This window comes from Bradyrhizobium sp. KB893862 SZCCT0404 (assembly GCF_018130885.1).
Classification (GTDB): domain Bacteria; phylum Pseudomonadota; class Alphaproteobacteria; order Rhizobiales; family Xanthobacteraceae; genus Bradyrhizobium; species Bradyrhizobium stylosanthis.
This window is the reverse complement of record NZ_JAFCLT010000001.1, coordinates 1,339,812-1,360,804: the sequence shown is the minus strand read 5'-3', so window position 1 is coordinate 1,360,804 and position 20,993 is coordinate 1,339,812. Positions and strand designations below refer to the sequence as shown.

Annotated in this window: 21 protein-coding genes; 12 read left to right on the top strand and 9 right to left on the bottom strand. The window is 65.3% G+C overall.

Translation table 11 applies throughout. The features are described 5' to 3' along the window. Nucleotides 1–112: 112 nt before the first annotated feature. The gene (locus tag JQ617_RS06805; protein WP_212025352.1) at nucleotides 113–934 is read right to left on the bottom strand and encodes a Spy/CpxP family protein refolding chaperone; all 822 of its coding nucleotides are present in this window, start codon (nucleotides 932–934) and stop codon (nucleotides 113–115) included. Nucleotides 935–1,450: 516 nt separating this feature from the next. On the opposite strand from JQ617_RS06805, the gene JQ617_RS06800 reads away from it, so the two are divergent. From JQ617_RS06800 to JQ617_RS06775, 6 genes are all read left to right on the top strand, one after another. Further along, nucleotides 1,451–2,791: an ABC transporter substrate-binding protein gene (locus tag JQ617_RS06800; protein ID WP_063683466.1), complete on the top strand. Its 1,341-nt coding sequence runs from the start codon at nucleotides 1,451–1,453 to the stop codon at nucleotides 2,789–2,791. 154 nt (nucleotides 2,792–2,945) lie between these two features. Then, nucleotides 2,946–3,884, top strand: coding sequence for a carbohydrate ABC transporter permease (locus tag JQ617_RS06795; protein WP_063683465.1), 939 nt, complete (start codon nucleotides 2,946–2,948; stop codon nucleotides 3,882–3,884). Next, nucleotides 3,884–4,795 (top strand): carbohydrate ABC transporter permease, encoded by a 912-nt coding sequence (locus JQ617_RS06790; protein ID WP_063683464.1) that lies wholly within the window; start codon nucleotides 3,884–3,886, stop codon nucleotides 4,793–4,795. Before JQ617_RS06795 ends, JQ617_RS06790 begins: the two co-directional genes overlap by 1 nt. 6 nt (nucleotides 4,796–4,801) lie before the next feature. Next, nucleotides 4,802–5,902 carry an ABC transporter ATP-binding protein gene (locus JQ617_RS06785; protein WP_212025350.1) on the top strand — a complete coding sequence of 367 codons (1,101 nt, stop codon included), beginning with the start codon at nucleotides 4,802–4,804 and terminating at the stop codon, nucleotides 5,900–5,902. A 36-nt stretch (nucleotides 5,903–5,938) separates the two neighbouring features. Next, on the top strand, nucleotides 5,939–6,928 hold the full coding sequence (locus JQ617_RS06780) for a hydroxyacid dehydrogenase (RefSeq protein ID WP_212025348.1): 990 nt from the start codon (nucleotides 5,939–5,941) through the stop codon (nucleotides 6,926–6,928). 169 nt (nucleotides 6,929–7,097) lie between these two features. Further along, on the top strand, nucleotides 7,098–7,634 hold the full coding sequence (locus tag JQ617_RS06775) for a hypothetical protein (RefSeq protein ID WP_212025346.1): 537 nt from the start codon (nucleotides 7,098–7,100) through the stop codon (nucleotides 7,632–7,634). 57 nt (nucleotides 7,635–7,691) lie between these two features. Here JQ617_RS06775 and JQ617_RS06770 read toward each other — a convergent pair whose 3' ends face one another. Continuing rightward, the gene (locus JQ617_RS06770) at nucleotides 7,692–8,189 is read right to left on the bottom strand and encodes a DUF1993 domain-containing protein (protein WP_212025986.1); all 498 of its coding nucleotides are present in this window, start codon (nucleotides 8,187–8,189) and stop codon (nucleotides 7,692–7,694) included. Between the two features lie 111 nt (nucleotides 8,190–8,300). Here JQ617_RS06770 and JQ617_RS06765 point away from each other — a divergent pair, with 111 nt between their 5' ends. From JQ617_RS06765 to JQ617_RS06755, 3 genes are all read left to right on the top strand, one after another. Next, nucleotides 8,301–9,092: a transporter substrate-binding domain-containing protein gene (locus JQ617_RS06765; RefSeq protein ID WP_063684829.1), complete on the top strand. Its 792-nt coding sequence runs from the start codon at nucleotides 8,301–8,303 to the stop codon at nucleotides 9,090–9,092. A 226-nt stretch (nucleotides 9,093–9,318) separates the two neighbouring features. Then, nucleotides 9,319–10,197, top strand: coding sequence for a DUF2147 domain-containing protein (locus JQ617_RS06760; RefSeq protein WP_212025344.1), 879 nt, complete (start codon nucleotides 9,319–9,321; stop codon nucleotides 10,195–10,197). Nucleotides 10,198–10,378: 181 nt separating this feature from the next. After that, entirely contained in the window at nucleotides 10,379–10,735 is a 357-nt protein-coding gene (locus JQ617_RS06755; protein WP_212025342.1) for a hypothetical protein, read from the top strand. A gap of 142 nt (nucleotides 10,736–10,877) precedes the next feature. Here the strand turns inward: JQ617_RS06755 and JQ617_RS06750 are convergent, their stop codons facing one another. Next, complete coding sequence (locus JQ617_RS06750; RefSeq protein ID WP_063683455.1) at nucleotides 10,878–11,282, bottom strand: (R)-mandelonitrile lyase; 405 nt, start codon at nucleotides 11,280–11,282, stop codon at nucleotides 10,878–10,880. A gap of 26 nt (nucleotides 11,283–11,308) precedes the next feature. Beyond that, nucleotides 11,309–12,007 (bottom strand): ribonuclease activity regulator RraA, encoded by a 699-nt coding sequence (locus tag JQ617_RS06745; RefSeq protein WP_027536148.1) that lies wholly within the window; start codon nucleotides 12,005–12,007, stop codon nucleotides 11,309–11,311. Between the two features lie 256 nt (nucleotides 12,008–12,263). Here JQ617_RS06745 and pxpB point away from each other — a divergent pair, with 256 nt between their 5' ends. Genes pxpB through JQ617_RS06730 form a run of 3 tightly spaced genes read left to right on the top strand, consistent with a single transcriptional unit; the run spans nucleotide 12,264 to nucleotide 14,832 of the window. Further along, nucleotides 12,264–12,995, top strand: coding sequence for a 5-oxoprolinase subunit PxpB (pxpB, locus tag JQ617_RS06740; protein ID WP_212025340.1), 732 nt, complete (start codon nucleotides 12,264–12,266; stop codon nucleotides 12,993–12,995). Then, complete coding sequence (locus JQ617_RS06735; RefSeq protein ID WP_212025337.1) at nucleotides 12,992–14,029, top strand: 5-oxoprolinase subunit C family protein; 1,038 nt, start codon at nucleotides 12,992–12,994, stop codon at nucleotides 14,027–14,029. Before pxpB ends, JQ617_RS06735 begins: the two co-directional genes overlap by 4 nt. Before the next feature lie 32 nt (nucleotides 14,030–14,061). Then, nucleotides 14,062–14,832, top strand: coding sequence for a LamB/YcsF family protein (locus JQ617_RS06730; RefSeq protein ID WP_212025335.1), 771 nt, complete (start codon nucleotides 14,062–14,064; stop codon nucleotides 14,830–14,832). Nucleotides 14,833–14,953: 121 nt separating this feature from the next. Here JQ617_RS06730 and JQ617_RS06725 read toward each other — a convergent pair whose 3' ends face one another. The 5 genes from JQ617_RS06725 to JQ617_RS06705 form a co-directional block, all read right to left on the bottom strand. Beyond that, nucleotides 14,954–15,106, bottom strand: a complete 153-nt coding sequence (locus JQ617_RS06725) for a hypothetical protein (RefSeq protein WP_212025333.1) — start codon at nucleotides 15,104–15,106, stop codon at nucleotides 14,954–14,956. 321 nt (nucleotides 15,107–15,427) lie between these two features. After that, entirely contained in the window at nucleotides 15,428–17,035 is a 1,608-nt protein-coding gene (locus JQ617_RS06720; protein ID WP_212025331.1) for a sulfite reductase subunit alpha, read from the bottom strand. Next, nucleotides 17,032–18,813, bottom strand: coding sequence for a NirA family protein (locus tag JQ617_RS06715; RefSeq protein ID WP_212025329.1), 1,782 nt, complete (start codon nucleotides 18,811–18,813; stop codon nucleotides 17,032–17,034). The genes JQ617_RS06720 and JQ617_RS06715 overlap by 4 nt, the downstream gene beginning before the upstream one ends. A 337-nt stretch (nucleotides 18,814–19,150) precedes the next feature. Beyond that, nucleotides 19,151–20,314, bottom strand: coding sequence for a CmpA/NrtA family ABC transporter substrate-binding protein (locus tag JQ617_RS06710; RefSeq protein WP_212025327.1), 1,164 nt, complete (start codon nucleotides 20,312–20,314; stop codon nucleotides 19,151–19,153). After that, complete coding sequence (locus JQ617_RS06705; RefSeq protein WP_063683447.1) at nucleotides 20,311–20,901, bottom strand: ANTAR domain-containing response regulator; 591 nt, start codon at nucleotides 20,899–20,901, stop codon at nucleotides 20,311–20,313. Before JQ617_RS06705 ends, JQ617_RS06710 begins: the two co-directional genes overlap by 4 nt. Nucleotides 20,902–20,993 lie beyond the last annotated feature (92 nt).

The window sequence follows — 20,993 nt, the reverse complement described above, 5'->3', positions numbered from 1 at the left end:
ATCAACCCCGCAGTCAGCCTTGCGAAGCTAACCATACCCGAATCGCGGAGAGGATTCACGAATTCGTGGCGAGCGCCGTTAATTCAGGCGCCCGCAATCCGATTCAACTTGATCAATCCAGTCCGCGCTCGTGGCTGAGGCGCACCATCTCCTGGATGAAGACCTGCTTCTGCTTGTCGTCGAGGCTCGAATAGAGCGGCTCGGCAGCGTCGGCGACGTTGCGCTGGTCGGAGGCGCGGTCGATCAGGAATTGCGCCTCGTTGCGCATCTGCTCGATGATGTCGTCGGGCGGATCGCGCTTGGCGCGGGCAACCCGCAGGTTGAGCCGCTCTGCACCATTATGCCCGAGGTAGTGCATTGCGCTCGAGAAGCCGTACCAGTGCTTCTCCTGGTCGGGCGTGAGATTCAGCTCCGTCTTGATCCGCTCGATGTAGGAATCGCTGTTGGCGACGATCTGCTCGGCGGTCTGTTGCGGCGCGCCGGGCTGGGTCAGGACGGTGACGTCCTTGTCCTTGGTGTCCTTGGCATCCTGCGGGGCGTTCTTGGCTTCCTTGCTCGCCTTGCTGCCCTTGCCAGCCTTGGCATTCTCCTTGGCGCTCTTTGCGTCCTTTGCGTCCTTGCCGGCGCCCTGCTGCTTGGCGTCCTTCGAATCCTTGCTGGCATCCTTGTTGGCAGCGGGCGGCGGATTGGCATTGTTGTTGTTGCCGACACCGAGCACGCCGGTGAACACGCCGACTACGCCGCCGATCGCGCCGCCAAGCACGCCACCGACCGGGCCGGCCGCCTTGTTCCCGGCCGCCGCGCCCTCCTGAACGCCTTTGACCAATCCTTGAGCATTGGCAACCGCGGCCGCGCCGAGCAGCACTGTGAGCACGCTCCCCAACGCCAGCCATCGTCGCAGGTGAAGCCGCGCTGGCGGCGCCGGGTCGATCATTCTCGTCTCCATCGTCGAACGGATTGGCCTCTGTCGGGGTGGGAGCTTCCCGCCGGTTGCAACTCTATCGTTTTCGCCGCTTCGAGGTCCAGACGCAGTCAATCGCTGTCCACGCCCGAAAAGTCTTTCGCGCGAAGCGGTTATGCAGGCTTATTCGAAACTGCGGCGTAATTGCGCACGGAGCGTTCCCGCACGGCTGACGCCACGTGTGCGGCGCAAAAGAAGCCGACGCCGGCTTGCGTCCGGCGCGCAGCAACGCAAGGCGCTGCCGCGCATCCAAGCACAACGTTAGTTCTAGACAAACGCCGTTCGGCTTTCTCGACAGATGCAATCAATCATGATCTGATCGCGCTACCAATTTGTCGCGCGGCGCATGATCGGGATCGGCGCTGACGGCACCGGCAAGACGCGATCAAGCTGCGATCAACAAGAAACGCCAACAAGAAAATCAAAAGCAAAACTCGGAAGAGTTCAGAGGAAACCCAGAACAATAAAACACCCAAGCGAGGAAACGAGATGTCACGAAAGACACTGACGCGACGTCAATTTGTGGCTGCCACTGCAATGTCCTCCGCGGCGCTGATCTCAGCGCCTTACGTCCGCGGCGCCTACGCCGCCGGCAAACTCTCGATAGGCTTCTGGGACCATTGGGTGCCGGGCGCCAACAAGGCCTCGACCGATCTCGTCAATGAATGGGCCGCCAAGGAGAAGGTCGAAGTCTCCATCGACTACATCACCAGCAACAACAAGAAGATCGAGCTGACCGCCGCCGCCGAAGCGCAGGCCAAGTCCGGTCACGACATCCTGCAGATGCCGAGCTGGTGGCCGCAGGCTTACGCCGAGAATCTCGAGCCGCTCAACGACGTCATGGAGCCGCTGCTCAAGCAGAACGGCGAGGTGAACGGCACCGTCAAATATCTCGGGCAGTCGGGCGGCAAATGGCTCGCAGTGCCTGCGACGCCCGGCAGCCAGATCAAGGGCCCCTGCTCCCGCATCGACCTGATGAAGAAGCACGCCGGCATCGACGTGCAGGAGATGTATCCGGCCGGCGGCCCGCCCAAGGTCGAGAACTGGACCATGGAGACCTTCCTGAAGGCGGCCGAGGCTTGCCAGAAGGCAGGCTTCGCGTTCGGCATCGGCATGGGCGAGACCACCGACAGCGTGGACACCGCCGGTGCGATCTTCCAGTCGTTCGGCGCCGAGCTCGTCAATGCCAAGGGCGACATCACGGTGAAGACCGACCAGGTCCGCCAGGCGATGGAGTTCTACAAGAAGCTGATCGCCTTCCTGCCGCCGGATGCGCCGTCCTGGGACGACGCCTCCAACAACAAATGGCTGATCTCCGGCCGCGGCGCGATGATCCTCAATCCGCCGAGCGCGTGGGCCGTTGCCAAACGCGACGCACCGCAGGTCGCCGAGCAGTGCTGGACACACGGCTTCCCGTCCGGTCCGAAGGGGCGGTTCGCACCGTACCTGCCCTACTTCTGGGGCGTCTGGAGCTTCGGGAAGAACAAGGAGGCCGCCAAGAGCCTGCTCGTTCACATGTCCTCGCCCTCGTCGATCGAGAAGTTCGTGGCAGTCAGCGGCGGCTATGACCTGCCGGCCTACGCGAACATGACCAAGTTCAAGACATGGGAGGAGGAAGGTCCGCCGAAGGGAACGCTGTTCCACTATCCGGACCCCTACAAGCATCAGACGCTGTCGATCGCAGCGTCGCCGGCGCCGCCGAAGATCGCGCAACAGATCTACTTCCAGGCGACGTTGACCAAGATGGCGCTGCGCTTTGCGCGCGGCGAAACCATGGAGCAGGCGCTCGCCTGGGCCGAAGGCGAGTGCGAAGGCTTCATGCGAAGCTAGACCGCGATGGGACAGGACGGCTCGCGCCGCGTGCGCGAGTCGTCCGCATCCCATCACCGGATTCGCATGCCTGCGAAGCCGCCCGAACGGCCGGCTTTGCAGTTGGAAGTCCGCGAAGAGAAGCACTCAAGAGAGCTGATTCAAGGAAGCTGACATGGCCGATGTCGTCGTTGAGCGAGGTCCCGTCGCCCGTGCGACGGGCGCGCGTAAGGGATCAAGCCTGCGCAATACGCTAGGGCGGAAATCGACGGTCGCGTTCCTCCTGACGCTGCCGCTGATCCTGCTGATCGCGCTGCTGGTGCTCTACCCCGCCTTCTATTCGCTCTATCTGGCGACCTTGAACAAGGCGATGACGAAATTCGTCGGCCTCGGCAACTTCACCTTCCTGTTCAAGCGCGAGACGTTCTGGATGGTGGTGCAGCAATCCTGCATCTTCGCGATCACCGCCGTGATCTTCAAGGCGCTGATCGGCTTCATCGTCGCGCATTTCGTCCACAACATTCCCGGCAAGAAGCAGCGCAAATGGCGCGGCATGCTGCTGGTGCCCTGGGTGATCCCGCCTGCGATGAGCACGCTGGCGTGGCTCTGGCTGTTCGACCCCTCCTACAGCGCCTTCAACTATACGCTGTCCTTCTTCGGCGTCGGCCCGATCCCCTGGCTCGGCGACACCTTCTGGGCGCGCTTCTCCGTCATCCTCGTCAACGTCTGGTACGGCGCGCCGTTCTTCCTGATCATGTATCTCGCCGCGCTGAAATCCGTGCCGGACCAGCTCTACGAGGCGGCGTCGATCGACGGCGCCAATTGGTGGCAGAAGATCTGGCACATCACCTTGCCGATGATGCGCAACATCATCGCGATCACGACCCTGTTCTCGCTGATCGTGACCTTTGCCAATTTCGACATCGTGCGCATCCTGACGTCGGGCGGCCCGCTGGATACGACGCATCTGTTCGCCACCTGGGCGTTCCAGGTCGGCATCCAGAGCAGCGACATTCCGCTCGGCGCCTGCGTCTCGCTGTTCATGGTGCCGATCCTCGCCGTCGCAGCGATCTTCATCCTGCGCGATGTCAACAAACGCGGGAACGAAGCCTGATGAGCACGCTTGCAATCGACAAGGCCGGCCCCTCCCGCAAGGTCAAATACGGCAGCATGAGCCGCGACCGCACCTGGGCGCTGCGCTGGTCCTATTTTTTCCTGGTGCTGTTCGCGATCTTCTTCCTGACGCCGCCGGTGTACATGCTGATCACCTCGCTCAAGAGCAGCGCGGAGATATCGGCGGCCACCAATCCCTGGTGGGTATTCCACCCGACGCTGTCGAACTATGTCGAGCTGCTGACCTCGAACCAGTTCCTGCGCTTCTTCTGGAATTCGGCGATCGTGTCGATCGTCGTCGTCATCGTGACGATGCTGATCAGCATCCCCGCGGCCTTCGCGCTGGCGCGGATGAAATTCTGGGGTTCGGCGACGCTCGCCACCGGCGTCTTCCTGACCTACCTGATCCCGGACAGCCTTCTGTTCATCCCGCTGTTCAAGATGCTCGGGGTGGTCCAGGACGTGACCGGCATCACGCTGCTCAACCGATGGTACGTGCTGCTGTTCGTGTATCCGACGTTGACGGTGCCGTTCTGCACGTGGATCATGATCGGCTATTTCGCCTCGATCCCGAAGGAGCTCGACGAGGCCGCCCTCATCGACGGTGCCTCCTGGCTGCAGACCCTGACGCGGATCTTCATCCCCGTCGCGCTGCCCGGGTTGATCGCCGCGACCATCTTCGCCTTCACGGTGTCCTGGGCGCAGTTCCTGTATCCCCTGGTGTTCACGACGTCGGTCGATCAGCTCGTGCTGCCGGTCGGCATCACCACCACGCTGATCAAGGGCGACGTGTTCAACTGGGGACAGATCATGACCGGCGCGCTGCTCGGCGCCGCGCCGCCGCTGATCATCTACGCATTCCTGATGGACTACTACATTGCCGGCCTGACCGCCGGTGCGACAAAGGGTTGATGACTCATGGCTGACGTTGCTTTGCGGAAGGTGGTCAAGCGTTACGACGATGTCGAAGCCGTGCGCGGCATCGACCTCGATATCGCCGACCATGAGTTCATCGTGCTGGTCGGCCCCTCCGGCTGCGGCAAGTCGACCACCCTGCGCATGATCGCCGGGCTCGAGGACATCAGCGACGGCGACATCATGATCGGCGGCGACGTCGTCAACGACGTGCCACCGAAGGATCGCGACATCGCGATGGTGTTCCAGAACTACGCGCTGTACCCGCACATGACGGTCGCCGAGAACATGTCGTTCGGGCTGCGCCTGAAGCACTATCCCAAGGCCGAGATCAAGGCCCGCGTGACGGAAGCCGCCCGGCTCCTCGACATCACCGACCTGATCGACCGCAAGCCGAAGCAGCTCTCCGGCGGCCAGCGCCAGCGCGTCGCGATGGGGCGCGCCATCGTGCGCAACCCGAAGGTCTTCCTGTTCGACGAGCCGCTGTCCAATCTCGACGCGAAACTCCGCGTGCAGATGCGGATCGAGATCAAGAAGGTGCACCAGAAGGTGCGCACCACCACGGTCTACGTCACCCACGACCAGGTCGAGGCGATGACGCTGGCCGATCGCGTCGTGGTGATGAACAAGGGCAAGATCGAGCAGATCGGCACGCCGAACGAGCTCTACCACAAGCCGGCGACGCGCTTCGTGGCGGGCTTTATCGGCTCGCCCGCGATGAACTTCCTCCCGTGCCGCCTCGAGGATGTCGACGGCGCGCTTCAGCTTCGCCTCACCGACCGCATCGCCTTCGCGCTGCCGGCGGCCCGCGCCGCGCGCTACAACGCGCTGCCGCGGACCGACAAGCTGCTGCTCGGCATCCGGCCCGAGCATCTCACCGAGGCGCATGCGCATCTGGGGCCGGGCGTCGAGACCTTCGACACCGTGCTCGACGTCACCGAGCCGATGGGAATGGAGACCCTGGTCTATTTCGGGCTCGACGGCACACCGGTCTGCGGCCGTGTCGATCCCAATGCCGGCGCCAAGGACGGGGCTCCCATGCGTTTGGCGATGGACCTCAACAACATGCACCTGCTAAACGAGGAGACCGGCGCCGTCCTGTGACGCCGGCTCAAGAAACGCAAGGCAGGCAGGGGAGCGATGGCGTCCAACAAGAAGAAGATTTTCGTTACACAAACTTTGTCGCAAGGGGCACGCGCCCTCCTCACCCAGCGGGATGATATCGAGCTCGTCGAGTTTTCGAATCTGATCTCGGCCAAGGACTTCGAGGCCATGCTGAAGAGCCATGCGCCGGTCCATGGCGTGGCGCTCGGCGCCACCGCCTTCGGCGAGACCGAGCTCGAGGCCTCCAGGGACATGAAGGTGGTGACCCGTATCGGCGTCGGCTATGACGCCGTCGACGTCCCCGCCCTCTCCCGCCGCAAGGTGCCGCTGATGGTCGCCGGCAGCGCGAACTCGCCGTCCGTCGCCGAGCAGGCCCTGTTCATGATGCTGACGCTCGCCAAGCGTGCCCAGGAAATGCATTCCTGCGTCAAGGACGGCCAATGGGCCAATCGGCTTGGGATGCTGCCGTTCGATCTCTACGGCAAGACCGTGCTGATCATCGGCTTCGGCCGCATCGGCAGCCGCACCGCCAAGCGCTGCCTGGCGATGGAAATGAAGGTGCAGGTCTACGATCCCTACAAGGGCGCGGCCGACATCAAGGCGGCCGGATGCGAACCGGTTACCGATCTCGACGCCGCGCTGCCGAACGCCGATTTCGTCACCATCCACTGCCCGAAGACGCCGGAGACCGTCGGCCTGTTCGACGCCGCGCGGATCGGCCGGATGAAGCCGAAATCCTATCTCATCAACACCGCTCGCGGCGGCATCGTGAAGGAAGCCGCGCTGTACGACGCGCTGGTGTCCGGAAAGCTCGCGGGCGCCGGCATCGACGTGTTCGAGGTGGAGCCGCCGCCGGTCAGCAACGCGCTGTTCGCGCTGCCCAACGTCATCATGGCTCCGCACGTCGCCGGCGTCACCGTCGAGGCGGTGCAGCGCATGAGCGAGCAGACCGCGCGCAACATTTTGAGCGTGCTCGACGGCGATCCGATCACGCAGAACGTCATCAATCAGGACGTGCTCGGCTGAGCTCAACGAAGGCGGGCCGCCCATGCCGCCCGCCTTCGGACCGCCAGAAAGCGTCCCATTTTGGTGCAGATCGGGCCCCAACTCAGCCTTAATCAAACCTGCGTAATGTTCCCGGCCGCGGCGGCAGTGGGACAGACTTGCCGGCCGCGTCGAGCTGGAGGATGGACCCTTGTCAGAGATCGACCCGACCGACCACGCGCTGGCGACCATCGCCAGCATCCTGGAGAACCCCGAGCCCGCCCTCGTCGCCCGCGACACCGAAGCGGCGGCCACCGACGAGGAGACGGTCGCTCACGAGGATACGGGCGCCAACGAGGATACGGTCGCGAGCGAGCATTCAGCCTCCGCCGACGAGCATGTGGTCGCCGATGAGCATGTGGTCGCCGATGAGCATCCCGTGGTCGAGGAGCAGCCGCTGGTGCCGGAGCACACCGATGCCGACGGCTACAGCAAGGTCGGGCCCGGGCCGATGGTGGCGATCCGCCTCAAATGGACGGTTCATCGCGGCGATGACGGCCAGTACTACGTCCACGAGACCATCGGCGAGCAGTCCACGCCCGTGGTCAGCGGCCCGATGACGAGCGAGGCCGCCGTGCATTTCGTCGATGCGCACGAGGACGAAGCCAACAGGCGTTTCGAGCTGCTGCGCAGCGAGATCGCCGGCCGCAGCTCGCTCGCCGAGTTCGAGCGCAAGGGCGAATCCTGACGCCCGCATGATCTTGACCTCTCCCCCGCCGGGGAGAGGTGCCTATCCCGCCTCCCGCTACTTCCGCCCGAGATAATCCTTCTTCACGAGCTCGACGCCTGCGTGCCGCAATAGGTCGTAGGCGGTGGTGACGTGGAAGAAGAACTGCGGGACGCTGAACGTCAGCAGCAGCGTCCGCCCGGTGAAGGGCAGCTCGGTCCCGTTTTTCAGCCTGAAGAAGACGTTCTGCTCCGCCGCGGCATCGATCGCCGCGCGCGGCAGGCTCTCGATGAATTCGATCGAGGTGGCGATGCGCGCCTGCAGCCCCGCCATGTCGTGCTCCAGCACCGGCAGCGCCACCGGCTCTTGCTGCGCCAGCAGGGCCGGCGCGACGGTGGCGTGGCGGCAGGCCTCGCCGATCTGCTGCGCCAGATCGTACATGTTCGGCGCAAGGCGCATGCCGAGCAAGACCGCCGGATTGAACTTGCGGGCCTCGGCATAGGCAACACCCTTGTCGAGCAGAACCGACAGGTTGCGCAAATTCGGCACGAAGAGGCCGACCGAGGCCTCGTACATCGAGATCGTCACCCGGCATTCCTTTCAATTCCGCCTCGCCAGCGGCGGGCATCTGGTCTAAATCCACGTCTGAAGAGCTGCACAATGACAGCTCGGGCATGGGTGGAAAAGATGATCGTTCGAATATCCGTTCGAATCGTGACGGCCTTGGCCGTGGCGTTGCTGGCAAACCTTTCGGCGCAGGCACAGCAGGCGCCCTCGCGCCTCGACGAGATCGTCAAGCGCGGCACGTTGCGGGTCGGCATGACCGGCGACTACAAGCCCTTCACCTATCTCGACAAGACCACGCAGCAGTTCAGCGGCTTCGACGTCGACATGGCGGAAGCGCTCGGCAAGGCGCTCGGCGTCAAGGTCGAATACGTCGCCACGGCCTGGCCGAAGCTGATGAAGGATTTCGAGGCGGACCAGTTCGACATCGCCATGGGCGGCGTGTCGGTGACGCTCGACCGGCAGAAGAAAGGCTTCTTCTCGATGCCGATCATGCGCGAGGGCAAGACGCCGATCACGCGCTGCGGCGACGTCGGCAAGTACCAGAGCATCGCCGACATCGACAAGAAGGGCACCCGCGTCATCGTCAATCCCGGCGGCACCAACGAGCGCTTCGCGCGCGCCAACATCAAGGACGCCGAGATCACCGTGTTCGCCGACAACACCGTGATCTTCGACGAAATCGCCAAGGGCAATGCCGACCTGATGATGACGGACGCCTCCGAGACGCGCTACCAGCAGAAGCAGCACGCTGGCGTGCTCTGCGCGGTGCATCCGGAAAAGCCGTTCGACTTCTCCGAGAAGGCCTACTGGCTCCAGCGCGACATGGCGTTCAAGGCCTTCGTTGACCAGTGGCTGCACATCTCCATGGAAGACGGCAGCTACAGGAAGATCTACGCCGCCTGGTTCGACTAGGCGTTTCGCGCGCTGGAGCTCGCGCGCCGTTCCGATTCCGGGGGAACGGCGCGCCAGGCCGCGTCCTCCTGTCGCTTGCCTCCGCCAAACTTTGGACCGGCCCCTCGCGTATTGAACCGGGAACAGCGGGACGACGACTCATACCGAGACAGTGATCTAGATCACGTTTTGGAATGAAGCCGGCGCGTAAGCGTCGGTGCGGGGACCACCTGTTCAGGAGATGGAAATGAGGAAGCTGTTGGCCGCGGCCGCATTCCTTTTGGTGAGCACTGCCGCGCAGGCGCAGTACACCTTCGAATATGGCGGGCGCACCATCCGCATCGATCCCGACCGCGGCACGGTGCAAATCCCCGGCGTGTACGACAACACCGGTCAGGGCAAGGCCAAGAAGACCACCAAGAAGAACGAGGCGGCGCCGGGCCAGCAGCCGCAGGAGGCCAAGGTCGATCCGCAGCCGCCGGCCGCACCGGCGCCTCCACCTGCTCCGGCCGCAGCTCCGCCCGTCGCCACGCAGGCTCCCGCGCCCGTCGTGGCCGCACCGCCTCCGCCGCCTGCTCCGCCACCACCCGCGACCGCCAACGCCGCTCCGGCCGACGCGGCTCTCGTGCCTCCACCCGCACCGCCTCCGGCCCCCGCTCCCGCCGAGCAGCAGGCCGCTCCCGCGGCACCACCTGCGCCGCCGCCTGCCACAGCGGCAGCTGCGCCGCCCGCTCCCCCGGCCCCGCCGCCGGCGCCGGCCCCCGCACCGGTCCAATCCGCCGCCGTCGCCCCGCCGGCTCCGGCCGCCGCGCCCACGCGCGATCTCAATTCGCCGCTCGGCGTCTGGCTCACCGAGGAGAAGGAAGGCAAGGTCCGCATCGAACAGTGCGGCAGCAATCTCTGCGGCTATTCGGTCGACAGCAAATCGAACCAGAACGGCGAGCAGGTGCTGATCAACATGAAGCCCGGCAAGGATCAGAAATGGTCCGGCCGCATCCTCGATCCCAACAGCGGATCGACCTACGACTCCACGATCGCCATGAAGGGCACCGACCGCCTGCGCGTGCAGGGCTGCGCCTTCGGCGGCATGTTCTGCGGCGGCCAGACCTGGACGCGCGTGAACTGAGTTCGGCGTCGACGCTCTGACCAAAACAAGGGGCCCGCGATCCGGGCCCCTTTGCTTTGCCCGCGATCTCACTGCGAGGTGAGCCACCTCACAGAGCCGCTTGCAGGCGTGAGCCCCCTCACATCGCCGGTTCCGCACGCCGTGCCACGTTCCCCCGCATTGTCAACCACAGGGGCGTGCCATGCACGGCTTTCGCAGAGGACTCTTCGCTACTCTTGTCGCCATCGCCTGTCCGCTGACGCAGGCGTCTGCCGCGACAAGCAGCTTCGACGGCACGTGGAACGTCCGCATCTCGTCGTCGAGCGAGACCTGCGGCAACGGCGCGACCGTCGCGATCGGCATCAACAACGGCCAGATCGCCTCGAGCAGCAGCGCGGTGACGGCCTCGGGCCGCGTGGCCGAGGCCGGCAGCATCAACGTCACCCTGAGCACCGGCATCAAGCGCGCGGTCGGCTTCGGCCGGCTCAGCGGCACCTCCGGCTCCGGCACCTGGCGCGGCGCGCTGTGCACGGGCACCTGGACGGCGGAGCGGATGTGATTTCTCTTGTCCCGGCTCAGCGGCGCGGCGCCAAGTGCCGCGACGCTGAGCCGGGACCCAGCACTCTTCGTGGTCCAGATCTCTGGGTCCCGGATCGGCGACGCATCGCTTCCGCGATGCGTCTTGTCCGGGACACGAAAGATCAGCCCAGGGCTGCGCCGTATTCCTCGTCCGTCACCGGATGGAGCCAGGTCGAGAACTTGCCGTCGAGCGCTTCCTGCATGGCGATGTGGCACATGCCGTTGGTCGGCGACGCGCCGTGCCAGTGCAGTTCGCCGGGCGGGATCCAGATGGTGTCACCGGGGCGGATCTCGCGGATCGGGCCGCCCTTGGCCTGGATGCGGCCGACGCCGGAGATGACGTACAGCGTCTGCCCGAGCGGATGATGATGCCAGTTGGTGCGCGCGCCGGGCTCGAACGAGACGCGCGAGCAATTCAGGTGCGCCGGCTCCGGCGTCATGATCACAGGGTCCTGCCACACCGTACCGGTGAAGTTTTCCTTGGGCGCGCGGCGGGTCGGCCGCGTGCCTGCGACGTGAATCTCCATGGGGGTACCTCGCTTTTGGGGTGTTGTTACTTCTTGCTGGCGGCGTAGCGCGCCTTGGTCTCGGCGTTCATGGGATAGAGGCCCGGCAGCACGGCGCCGTTGTTCACCTCGTTGACGATCCAGGCTTCCATGCGCTCCTGCTCGACGCCCTCGTTGAGGACGTGCTCGAGCATCGCCTGCGGGATCAGCACGCAGCCGTCCTGGTCGGCGACCACGATGTCGTTCGGGAAAACGGCAACGCCGCCGCAGCCGATCGGCTCGCCCCAGCCGACGAAGGTGAGGCCCGCGACCGACGGCGGCGCGGCGTAGCCGTCGCACCACACCGGCAGATTGGTGCCGAGCACGCCCTCGACGTCACGCACCACGCCGTCGGTGACGAGCGCGGTGACGCCGCGCTTCATCATGCGCGCGCACAGGATGTCGCCGAAGATGCCGGCATCGGTGATGCCCATGGCATCGACCACGGCGATGCAGCCTTCCGGCATCGCCTCGATCGCGGTGCGGGTCGAGATCGGCGAGGACCAGGATTCCGGCGTCGCCAGATCCTCGCGCGCCGGCACGAAGCGCAGCGTGAAGGCCGGCCCCACCAGGCGCGGCAGGCCCGGACGCAGCGGACGCGCGCCGCGCATCCAGACGTTACGCAGGCCCTTCTTCAGCAGGACCGTGGTGATGGTGGCAGTGGTGATGCCGGCGAGGGTCTTGCGGGCTTCGGGGGACAGCGACATGGACGAGAACGAGCTCCGAGGTGCGGGAAAGAACGCGCGCATCTTGCGAGCCGCGCGCCGTGCGTCAAGGGCGAAAAGGCCCGCAGGAATGCAGGGCGGCAGCGCCGTTATGCGACGCGATAACAAGGCTTTATCGCTCCCCCCGGCATTAATTTATTGGACTTGCGGGCGCATTTACGCGAAGCAGGGACAAGCGGAACTCAAGGTCGAGCCCGCTTTCCCGAGAAGCCCGATTTCGACAGCGCTTTGACAGCTCATGGCCGCGACGCTTCCCCCGCCCCGTCTTCTGCCCAGTGGCGACAGTGCCGTCACGGTCGAGTTCAGCCGCACCATCGACGACGACGCCAACCAGCGCGTGCTGGCGCTCGACAAGGCGCTCGCCGCCAGCCCGATCGACGGCATCACCGAGACCGTGCCGACCTATCGTTCGCTGCTGGTGCACTACGATCCCGGCAAGATCGGCTTCGACGCGCTCGGCGAGAAGATCCTCCCGATCGCCAGCCGGCCGTTGCCTCCGGCCACCAAGGCGCGGCGCTGGCGCGTTCCCGTGGCGTATGGCGGCGAGCATGGCATCGACCTCGAGGATGTCGCCAAGGCCCTCAACACCACGCCCGAGGACATCATCGCCCGGCATGCGGGCGGCGACTACAAGGTCGCCATGATCGGCTTCACGCCGGGCTGGTCGTATCTCAGCGGCCTCGACAAATCCCTGCACATGTCGCGGCGGCAATCGCCGCGGCTGCTGACGCCGGCCGGCACGATCTCGATCGGCGGCATCCAGGCCGGCATCCAGTGCCTGGCCGCGCCGAGCGGCTGGCACCTGCTCGGCCGCACGCCGGTCAGAACCTATCAGCTCCATCGCAATCCGACCTTCCTCACCGAACCCGGTGACCGCGTGACGTTTTTCGCCATCGACCACAAGACGTTCGAAGACATGGACCGCGCCGCCGAGGCTGGCGAGATCATCGCCGAGCAGGTGGACGCATGAGCCGGCTCGTCATTGCCAGCATCGGGCCGGCAAGCTCCGTCCAGGACGGCGGCCGCCACGGTGCGCAGCGCTACGGCCTGACGGTCAGTGGCGCGATGGACCGCCTGTCGCTGGCGGCGGCGAACACGCTGGTCGGCAACGCCCCGTTCGCGGCCAGCGTCGAGATCGGCCCGTTCGGCGCCACGTTCACCGCCAAGGATGGCGCCGTGCGCGTGGCGATCGCGGGCGCGCCGCGCAATGCCGACGTCGCGGGGAAGCCGGTGGCCATGGACACGTCGGTGACGCTGAAGGACGGTGAGACCTTGACGCTGGGCTTTGCCCGCGGCGGCGCCTTCACCTATCTGGCGATCGAAGGCGGCATCAAAGGCGAGCTCGTGTTCGGAAGCCTTGCCGTGAACGCCCGGGCCGGCCTCGGCAGCCCCTACCCGCGTCCGCTCCAGGCCGGCGACGAGTTCACCGCCGATGCCGCGAGCGGCGCGCCGGAGCTGCGCATCGAGCTGCCGAAGCCCGCGACAGGTCCGATCCGCGTGCTGCTGGGTCCACAGGACGACGAATTCGACGATGCCAACAAGGCGCTGTTCCTCGACAGCGAATGGAAGATCTCGGCGACGTCGGACCGGATGGGCTACCGGCTCGAAGGCCCCGCGATCAAGCACCTGCACGGCCACAACATCGTCTCGGACGGCACCGTCAATGGCAGCATCCAGGTGCCCGGCAACGGCTCGCCGATCGCGCTGATGATGGACCGTGGTACCTCCGGCGGTTATCCGAAGATCGCGACCGTGATCACCGCAGACATCGGCCGGCTGGCACAGACCTCGGCAGGAACGGCGTTCCGCTTCAAGCAGGTCGGCATGGCCGAGGCGCAGGACGAGGCGCGCAAGTTCGCCCAATTGATCCGCGGCCTCCCCGACCGCCTGCGCTCCTCCGACACCGTCGAGCTCAACATCGAGGCGCTGAGCGATGCCAACGTCGCCGGCTATGCAGTGAGCGCAGTCGACGCCGGAACGTGGCAGGTGACGGCGGAACCGTAAGCGGCAACAAGACCAGAGGCGGAGAGCACCCCATGAAGACGATCGACCTTAATTGCGACCTCGGCGAAGGGTTTGGCGCGTGGGAGATGGGCAACGACGCCGCGATGATCGAGCTCGCCAGCTCGGTCAACGTCGCCTGCGGCTTCCATGCCGGCGACCCCGACATCATGCGCCGCACGGTGGAGCTGGCGAAAGCGCGCGGCGTCTCGGTCGGCGCGCATCCCGGCTACCGCGACCTGCACGGCTTCGGCCGCCACCCGATCGCGGGCCTGAAGGCGTCCGAGATCGAGAACCTCGTCGCCTACCAGATCGGCGCGCTGCAGGCGATCGCGACCGCGGCCGGCCACAAGGTCACGCATGTGAAGGCGCACGGCGCGCTCTCCAACGTCGCCTGCGAGGACGACATGACGGCGAAGGCGATCGCCGCCGGCATCAAGGCCGTCGATCCCAATCTGATCTTCGTCGTGCTTGCCAATTCGAAGCTGGTGAAAGCCGGCGAAGATGCCAATCTGCCGCTGGTGCACGAGGTGTTCGCCGACCGCGCCTATGAGGACGACGGCAACCTCGTCTCGCGCAAGAAGCCTGGCGCGGTGCTGCACGATGCCAAGGCGATCGCCGACCGTGTGGTGCGCATGGTGCAGGACGGTGCGGTGGTGTCGGTGACCGGCAAGGTCATCAAGATGCGCACGGACACGGTGTGCATCCATGGCGATACCCACGGCGCAGTCGAGATCGCGCGGACCTTGCGTCAGGCGTTGAAGGAAGCGGGGATCGAGGTCGCACCGTTCAAGCGCGGGGCGTGAGGCACGTCAGGTGCCGTAGGGTGGGCAAAGGCGGGATGCGCCGTGCCCACCATCTCCACATGATCGAGACAGGCGGTGGGCACGCTTCGCTTTGCCCACCCTACGAGAATGGTTACGCTCGTTAGAACGGGTGTACCGACAACGTCCCGAACACGATCGCTGCAATGACCGCGAACGCGCTGTAGAGCGCGACATGGTGCATGCTCGTCCCGGTCCGCCGTGAGAGCGAGCGCGCGTAGAAGTGCAGTCTGGCTTCCGCCGATAGTTCGCGCATGGTCGATCTCCAACGCTCCATCCGTGGGAGTATGAAGGATCGACCGGGGGATCAGGCAAGACTCCGGAACAAATAGCGATGAGGGTTCTCCCGGATAGCCCCATCGCAGGCGCAAATTCTTCTCAGGCGCCGGTTCCAAGAATCTTATTCGTTAAGATCCGACCGAGCCGGAACCGGTTCCATGACGCCGGGATGACAGCCGGTCGGGCCCCCCTCCAAACAAAACGTCGAAAACAACCCCATGCACAGTAGAAACCGGACCGGTGCGCGACGTCCCGGCGATTGCGCCGCCGGGACGATAACCGTTGCCCCCGCCGCGGCTTAGTAGACGTCAGCCTGGAAGCGGCCGGTCTTCTTGAGCTCGGCAACGAAACTGACGGCTTCGTCCGTCGAGCGCGCGCCGAACTGGGCGACGATGTCGACCAGCGCTCGTTCGACGTCCTTGGCCATGCGCTTGGCATCGCCGCAGATGTAGAGATGCGCACCTTCGGCCAGCCACGTCCACAGCTCACGGCCGACCTCGCGCATGCGGTCCTGCACGTAGAACTTCTTCTCGCCGTCGCGCGACCAGGCCAGCGACATGCGCGTCAGCAGACCCGAGGTCTTCATCGCATTGAGCTCGTCCTGGTAGAAGAAATCGCAATCGCTGCGCTGGTGGCCGAAGAACAGCCAGTTCTTGCCGGGCGCGCCGGTCGCCTTGCGGTCGAACAGGAACGCGCGGAACGGCGCGATGCCGGTGCCCGGCCCGATCATGATCACAGGTGTCTTCGGGTCCTGTGGCAGACCGAAGGCGTGCGCCTTCTGCACGTAGACCTTGAGCTTCTCGCCCTCGGCGATGCGCTCGCCCAGGAAGGTCGAGGCGACGCCGACGCGCTTGCGCTTGCCGATCACGTAGCGCACGGAATCGACCGTCAGCGACAGCTTCCCGGGCGTCGCATTGTGCGAGGACGAGATCGAATAGAGTCGCGGCTGCAGCGGTTCCAGCGCCTCGACGAAGGCTTCGGGATGCGGCCGCGTGCCGGAAAACTTCTGCAGCGCCGCCATCACGTCGAGGGTCGCCGCATCGCCATCGGGATCCTCGCCCTGCGCCAGCGCCCGCGCCTTCTCGCGCTGCGCACCGCCGGTGATGAAGGAGATCAGCTCGAACAGCGAGTCCGGCGCGGGCGACAGCGAAACGTCGTCGATCAGCGCCTCGCGCAGCGTCTTGCCGTTGACCTTGGTGGTGTGGGAGGCGCCGAGCAGCGCGATGATCTGGTCGACGAGGCCGACGTCGTTGCGCGCGAACACGCCAAAACTGTCGCCGACGACGTAGTCGAGCTTGCTCGCGGAGAGATCGAACTCGACGTGATAGGTCTCCTTCTCCGACTTCCCCTTGTTGAGGAGACGGCGCGACAGAAAAGTGGCCTCGGTCGGATTGTCGCGCGAGCGGCCGGGCTCGGCGATGGTCACGGTGACGGCGGGCGCGGCGATCGCGTCCGACTTCTCCGGTGCTTTCGCCGCGGGCGCCTTGTCCAGCTCCTCGTACAGCGACTTCAGCATCCGCGCGGTTTCCTTGCCGCCGGGGACGCAGAGATTGAGCCGTGCTTCGCTGCGGCCCGCGATCGCCTCCGAATAGTCGTGGCAATTGTAGCCGCACTGGCCGCAATCCTGCTGTGCCATCGCCGCCATCATCTTGCGGCGCACGGGGCGGCCCTCGGCGAGCTTCATGCGATCGGCGATCGGCATGGTCTGGTCGTGCCACGGCGCTTCGCCGTCGTCGCCGTCCCCGGCCGACATGACGGCGGCGCCCTGCTCCGCCGACAACGGCGTTGCGACGTCGGGCGACAAGAGGCCGGCAAAGAAGCCGTTCAGCCAGGAGCGCTGCGCATCCGAGAACGGGGCGCTTGAGGGAATGATGTCGAGTTTCGGCGGAGGGGTGATCTGGTTCATGCGGACACCTGTGCATCGGCAAGCTTGCGCAGCGTTTCGCCGTCATGGCGGCGCGCAAAGGACAGGAAGGTTTCGTCGGGCGACGAGCGATGGGCGAGATAGGCCTTGAGCAGCGCTTCGACCGTCTTCGGCGCGTCCTCGGCCTTGAGGTCGTGATAGACCTCCTGCCCGACATCGGCGTCGGGACCGAACCCGCCGCCGGTGAAGAGGTGATAGCCCTCGACCGTGTCCTCCTCGTTCACGGGCACCCGCGCCCCGATCAGGCCGATATCGCTGATATAATGCTGCGCACAGGAATGGTGGCAACCCGTCAGGTGAATGTTGACCGGCTTGTCCATCGCGACGCGCGGCTCGCACCAGTCGCCGATCTCGGCGGCATTGCGCTTGGTGTTGGAGGCCGCGAAACGGCAGCCCGCATTGCCCGTGCAGGCGATCAGGCCGGCCTTGATATGCGAAGCCTCGACCGCGAGACCGATCTGCTTGATCGCGGCAATGGCGAGCTCGACATTCTCGTCACCCACGCCCGAGATCAACAGGTTCTGCCAGACCGTCAGGCGGATCTCGCCGTCGCCGAGATCCCGCGAGACCTTGGCAAGGCCGCGCATCTGCTCGCAGCTGAGCTTGCCGAGGGACAGCGACACGCCGATCCAGTTGAGGCCGTCCTGCTTCTGCTTGTGCACGCCGACATGGGCCATACGGTCGGCCGCAGGCCGCGGCACGAAGGCCTCCTCCGGTACGCGTGCGAAAGGCGTCTTCAGCCGCTCTTCGACGAGCTTGAGGAAGCCATCATGGCCCATCGCGTCGAGCACGTATTTCAGCCGCGCCTTGTTGCGGTTGGTGCGGTCGCCATGGTCGATGAAGACACGCACGATGGCGTCAGCGACGGCGGTCGCCTGTTCCGGCCGGACGATGATGCCGGAGTACTTTGCGAAATCCTTGTGGCCGGTGATGCCGCCGAGACCGAGCCGGAACCAGACGCCGGGCTCGACGCCGAAACCGTCCTTCACCTCATAGGCGGTGAAGGCGATGTCGTTGGTCTCTTCCAGCACCGCGATCTTGCCGGCGCCGTCGAAGGCGACGTTGAACTTGCGCGGCAGGCCGTAGAGCGAGCGGTCGTTGAGGATGTGATGGTGCCACTCGCGCGCAAAGGGCCGCGTGTCGATGATCTCCTGCGGATCGACGCCGGCCGTCGGCGTTCCCGTCACGTTGCGGATGTTGTCGGCACCGGAGCCGCGCGAGCACAGGCCGAGATCCTGGATGCCCTCGAGCAGCTTGATGGCGTGCTTCGGCGGGATCTCGCGTAGCTGGAGGTTGGCGCGCGTCGTGACGTGGCTGTAGGGGCCGCAGAGCTCGTCGGCGAGATCGGCAAGGCCCGACATCTGCCAGTGCTTCATGATGCCATTGGGGATGCGCAGGCGGCTCATGTAGGAGTCCTGCGTCGGCGCGACGTAGAAGATGCCGTAATAGCGCCAGCGGAAATTGTCGGCGGGGCTCGGCGGGGCGTTGTCGTGGGCCTGCTGGCGCAGCCGCGGATAGGCATCGAAGGGATGCTCGTCGCGCTTGAACTTCTCCTGGTCGGCGAGCTTCTTGCCTGCCGCGATGACCTTGTCCTGCGCCTTGATGTGCACGGCATCGGGACCGGTGGGCTCGGCATTCGCCTTGCCGGCTCCGCCGCCAAGTCCGCGACCGACGCGGCTGATCTGCAAGCCCGTCGTGAAGCCTTCGAGATAACGTTTCTGCTCGTCGGTAAAGTCGACTGAGACCGTATCGATTTTCATGGTCGGTAACGAAGCTCCTGCGGCCACCACGGTGGGATCGACGGACAATTGCGCGACCCGCGGGGAAGACGGCTGGCGCTGGAGCCAGCTCTGCTTACCCGACGGTCCAATCAGCTTCGTTGCTGCGGGACTTGGCTCAGCAGGCACCAATGACAAGCTGGCCGCAGTGCAACATACAAGTTGCGTGCCAGCTTTGACGGAAAGGAAACGCGTTAGATTTCAGTGGAATACGAGCTGCCCCGGAAACTACCGACCCCGGAACTCACACGAAATTCGAGCACTCGGCTCAAAATTTAGCCGATGACACATATTGCCTAATCTTTATGCAGGAAGCGAATCAGGCCTTCCAGCGGCCGACTTCGAAGGCCTCCAGGTGCCCCCGGATATTGTCGGCATCGAAGGCGGGCCCGGTGAATGCACCGAAGGCTGCCGGGGCATCGGCGGGCGGCTCACGCCCCACGGCCGCGTCGTAGAGGTCCGGTCTGAACACCGCCATGGCCGTCTTGACGCCATCAGGCGTCAGCGCGGTCTGCCCCCAGCGGACCATCTGGGCGTAGAGCCAGGCCGCCTGGACCGGCTCCGGACGCCCTGCCCCTTCGCGTCCCACGAGGAGGTAGCGGCCGCTTTCGCGCAAGGTGCCATCGGGCGAGATCTTGAGGCGCCCGGTGAGAGTGCGCTGAATGACTTCGGCATCGACGCCGATGCGCTCGGGCTGCGCGAGGATTTGCGCGGCCTCCGCCAGGTTCGCGGGCTGCTCGATGAACTCGGCTCCCTTCACCGCCGCGCGCACCAATGCTGCGACCACATCGGGATTCTTGTCGGCCCAGACCTGGCGCAGCGCCAGCACCTTCTCCGCCGCGCGGACCAGGATGTCGGAGACGAAATGCAGGATATGGCCGATGCCGAGATCGACCGCGACGGAATTCCAGGGCGCGCCGACGCAGAACGCATCGACGTGGCCGCTCTTGAGGCTCTCGACCATGTAGGGCGGCGGCAGCACAACGAGGCGCACATCCTCATCCGGATCGACGCCGGCCGCAGCCATCCAGAACCGCAGCTGGTAATTGTGGGTCGAGAACGGGAAGGTCATGCCGAAGGTCAACGGCTCCGCGCCGGCCTTGCGACGCTTGGCGACCACCTTCGCCAGCGCTTTCGCGGTGGCAAGCGGATCGAAGCGGTCGCCGTCGATCTCTTCCATCAGCGCCGCATACAGCGTCGGCGACACCGTGATCGCATTGCCGTTGATGCCGAGATTGAACGGCGCTGCGATCGGCACCTTGACGTGGCCGAGACCGAGCGAGGACGCAATGGCCACGGGCGCGAGCAGATGCGCGGCGTCGAACAGGCCGATATTGAGCTTGTCGCGGACGTTGGACCAGGAGACCTCGCGGACCAGCTCGACCTCGAGGCCTTCGGCGGCGGCAAACCCCTTGTCGACCGCAACGATGAGCGCAGCGGCATCGACCAGCGGGATGAACCCGATGCGGAGCGGTCCGGTCATTTCAGCATCTCCGACGCGGTGATGATCGACTGCGCGATCTCGCCGATTTTCTTCTTCTCGCGCATCGCGGTGGAGCGCAGCAGCACATAGGCCTCGTCCTCGGTGAGGCCCTTGACCTTCATCAGGATGCCCTTGGCCTTCTCGATGATCTTGCGATCCTCGAGCTGCGACTTGGTGCGCTCCAGCTCCTCCTGGAGTTTTGCGAAGGCGTTGAAACGGGACACGCAGAGGTCGAGGATCGGCTTGATGCGCTCCTTCTTCAGCCCGTCGACGATATAGGCCGACACCCCCGCCTCGACCGAGGCCTGGATCGAGGCTGAATCGCTCTGGTCCACGAACATCGCGACCGGGCGCTTCACGGCGCGGCTGACCTGGAACATCGCCTCCAGCACGTCGCGGCTGGGGTTCTCCAGATCGATCAGGATGATGTCGGGGTCCACCGCATATATACGGGCCAAGAGGCTCTGCATCTCGCTGATATGGACCACCTGGGTGAACCCGGCCTCCCGCAGCCCCTCCTGGAGGATCGCGGCCCGGATCGGGCTCTCGTCGACAATCACGATTTTAGGCGACTGTTCGGCGCTCATAGCTCACTCACGGCAGGTGATTCATCCATAGCACGCCGGAAGGCCATGCAAAGGGTTGTAATTATGGGCAATTGGGACTAGCTCAAGCCTGT

Bases quoted from the DNA above. Each gene is read 5' to 3' on its own strand.
- pxpB (WP_212025340.1), top strand. From the start codon at position 12,264: ATGGCCGCGACGCTTCCCCCGCCCCGTCTTCTGCCCAGTGGCGACAGT.
- JQ617_RS06795 (WP_063683465.1), top strand. From the start codon at position 2,946: ATGGCCGATGTCGTCGTTGAGCGAGGTCCCGTCGCCCGTGCGACGGGC.
- JQ617_RS06790 (WP_063683464.1), top strand. From the start codon at position 3,884: ATGAGCACGCTTGCAATCGACAAGGCCGGCCCCTCCCGCAAGGTCAAA.
- JQ617_RS06725 (WP_212025333.1), bottom strand. From the start codon at position 15,106: ATGCGCGAACTATCGGCGGAAGCCAGACTGCACTTCTACGCGCGCTCG.
- JQ617_RS06765 (WP_063684829.1), top strand. From the start codon at position 8,301: ATGATCGTTCGAATATCCGTTCGAATCGTGACGGCCTTGGCCGTGGCG.
- JQ617_RS06805 (WP_212025352.1), bottom strand. From the start codon at position 934: ATGATCGACCCGGCGCCGCCAGCGCGGCTTCACCTGCGACGATGGCTG.
- JQ617_RS06750 (WP_063683455.1), bottom strand. From the start codon at position 11,282: ATGGAGATTCACGTCGCAGGCACGCGGCCGACCCGCCGCGCGCCCAAG.
- JQ617_RS06705 (WP_063683447.1), bottom strand. From the start codon at position 20,901: ATGAGCGCCGAACAGTCGCCTAAAATCGTGATTGTCGACGAGAGCCCG.
- JQ617_RS06710 (WP_212025327.1), bottom strand. From the start codon at position 20,314: ATGACCGGACCGCTCCGCATCGGGTTCATCCCGCTGGTCGATGCCGCT.
- JQ617_RS06745 (WP_027536148.1), bottom strand. From the start codon at position 12,007: ATGTCGCTGTCCCCCGAAGCCCGCAAGACCCTCGCCGGCATCACCACT.
- JQ617_RS06715 (WP_212025329.1), bottom strand. From the start codon at position 18,813: ATGAAAATCGATACGGTCTCAGTCGACTTTACCGACGAGCAGAAACGT.
- JQ617_RS06770 (WP_212025986.1), bottom strand. From the start codon at position 8,189: ATGTACGAGGCCTCGGTCGGCCTCTTCGTGCCGAATTTGCGCAACCTG.
- JQ617_RS06780 (WP_212025348.1), top strand. From the start codon at position 5,939: ATGGCGTCCAACAAGAAGAAGATTTTCGTTACACAAACTTTGTCGCAA.
- JQ617_RS06720 (WP_212025331.1), bottom strand. From the start codon at position 17,035: ATGAACCAGATCACCCCTCCGCCGAAACTCGACATCATTCCCTCAAGC.
- JQ617_RS06800 (WP_063683466.1), top strand. From the start codon at position 1,451: ATGTCACGAAAGACACTGACGCGACGTCAATTTGTGGCTGCCACTGCA.
- JQ617_RS06785 (WP_212025350.1), top strand. From the start codon at position 4,802: ATGGCTGACGTTGCTTTGCGGAAGGTGGTCAAGCGTTACGACGATGTC.
- JQ617_RS06760 (WP_212025344.1), top strand. From the start codon at position 9,319: ATGAGGAAGCTGTTGGCCGCGGCCGCATTCCTTTTGGTGAGCACTGCC.
- JQ617_RS06755 (WP_212025342.1), top strand. From the start codon at position 10,379: ATGCACGGCTTTCGCAGAGGACTCTTCGCTACTCTTGTCGCCATCGCC.
- JQ617_RS06735 (WP_212025337.1), top strand. From the start codon at position 12,992: ATGAGCCGGCTCGTCATTGCCAGCATCGGGCCGGCAAGCTCCGTCCAG.
- JQ617_RS06730 (WP_212025335.1), top strand. From the start codon at position 14,062: ATGAAGACGATCGACCTTAATTGCGACCTCGGCGAAGGGTTTGGCGCG.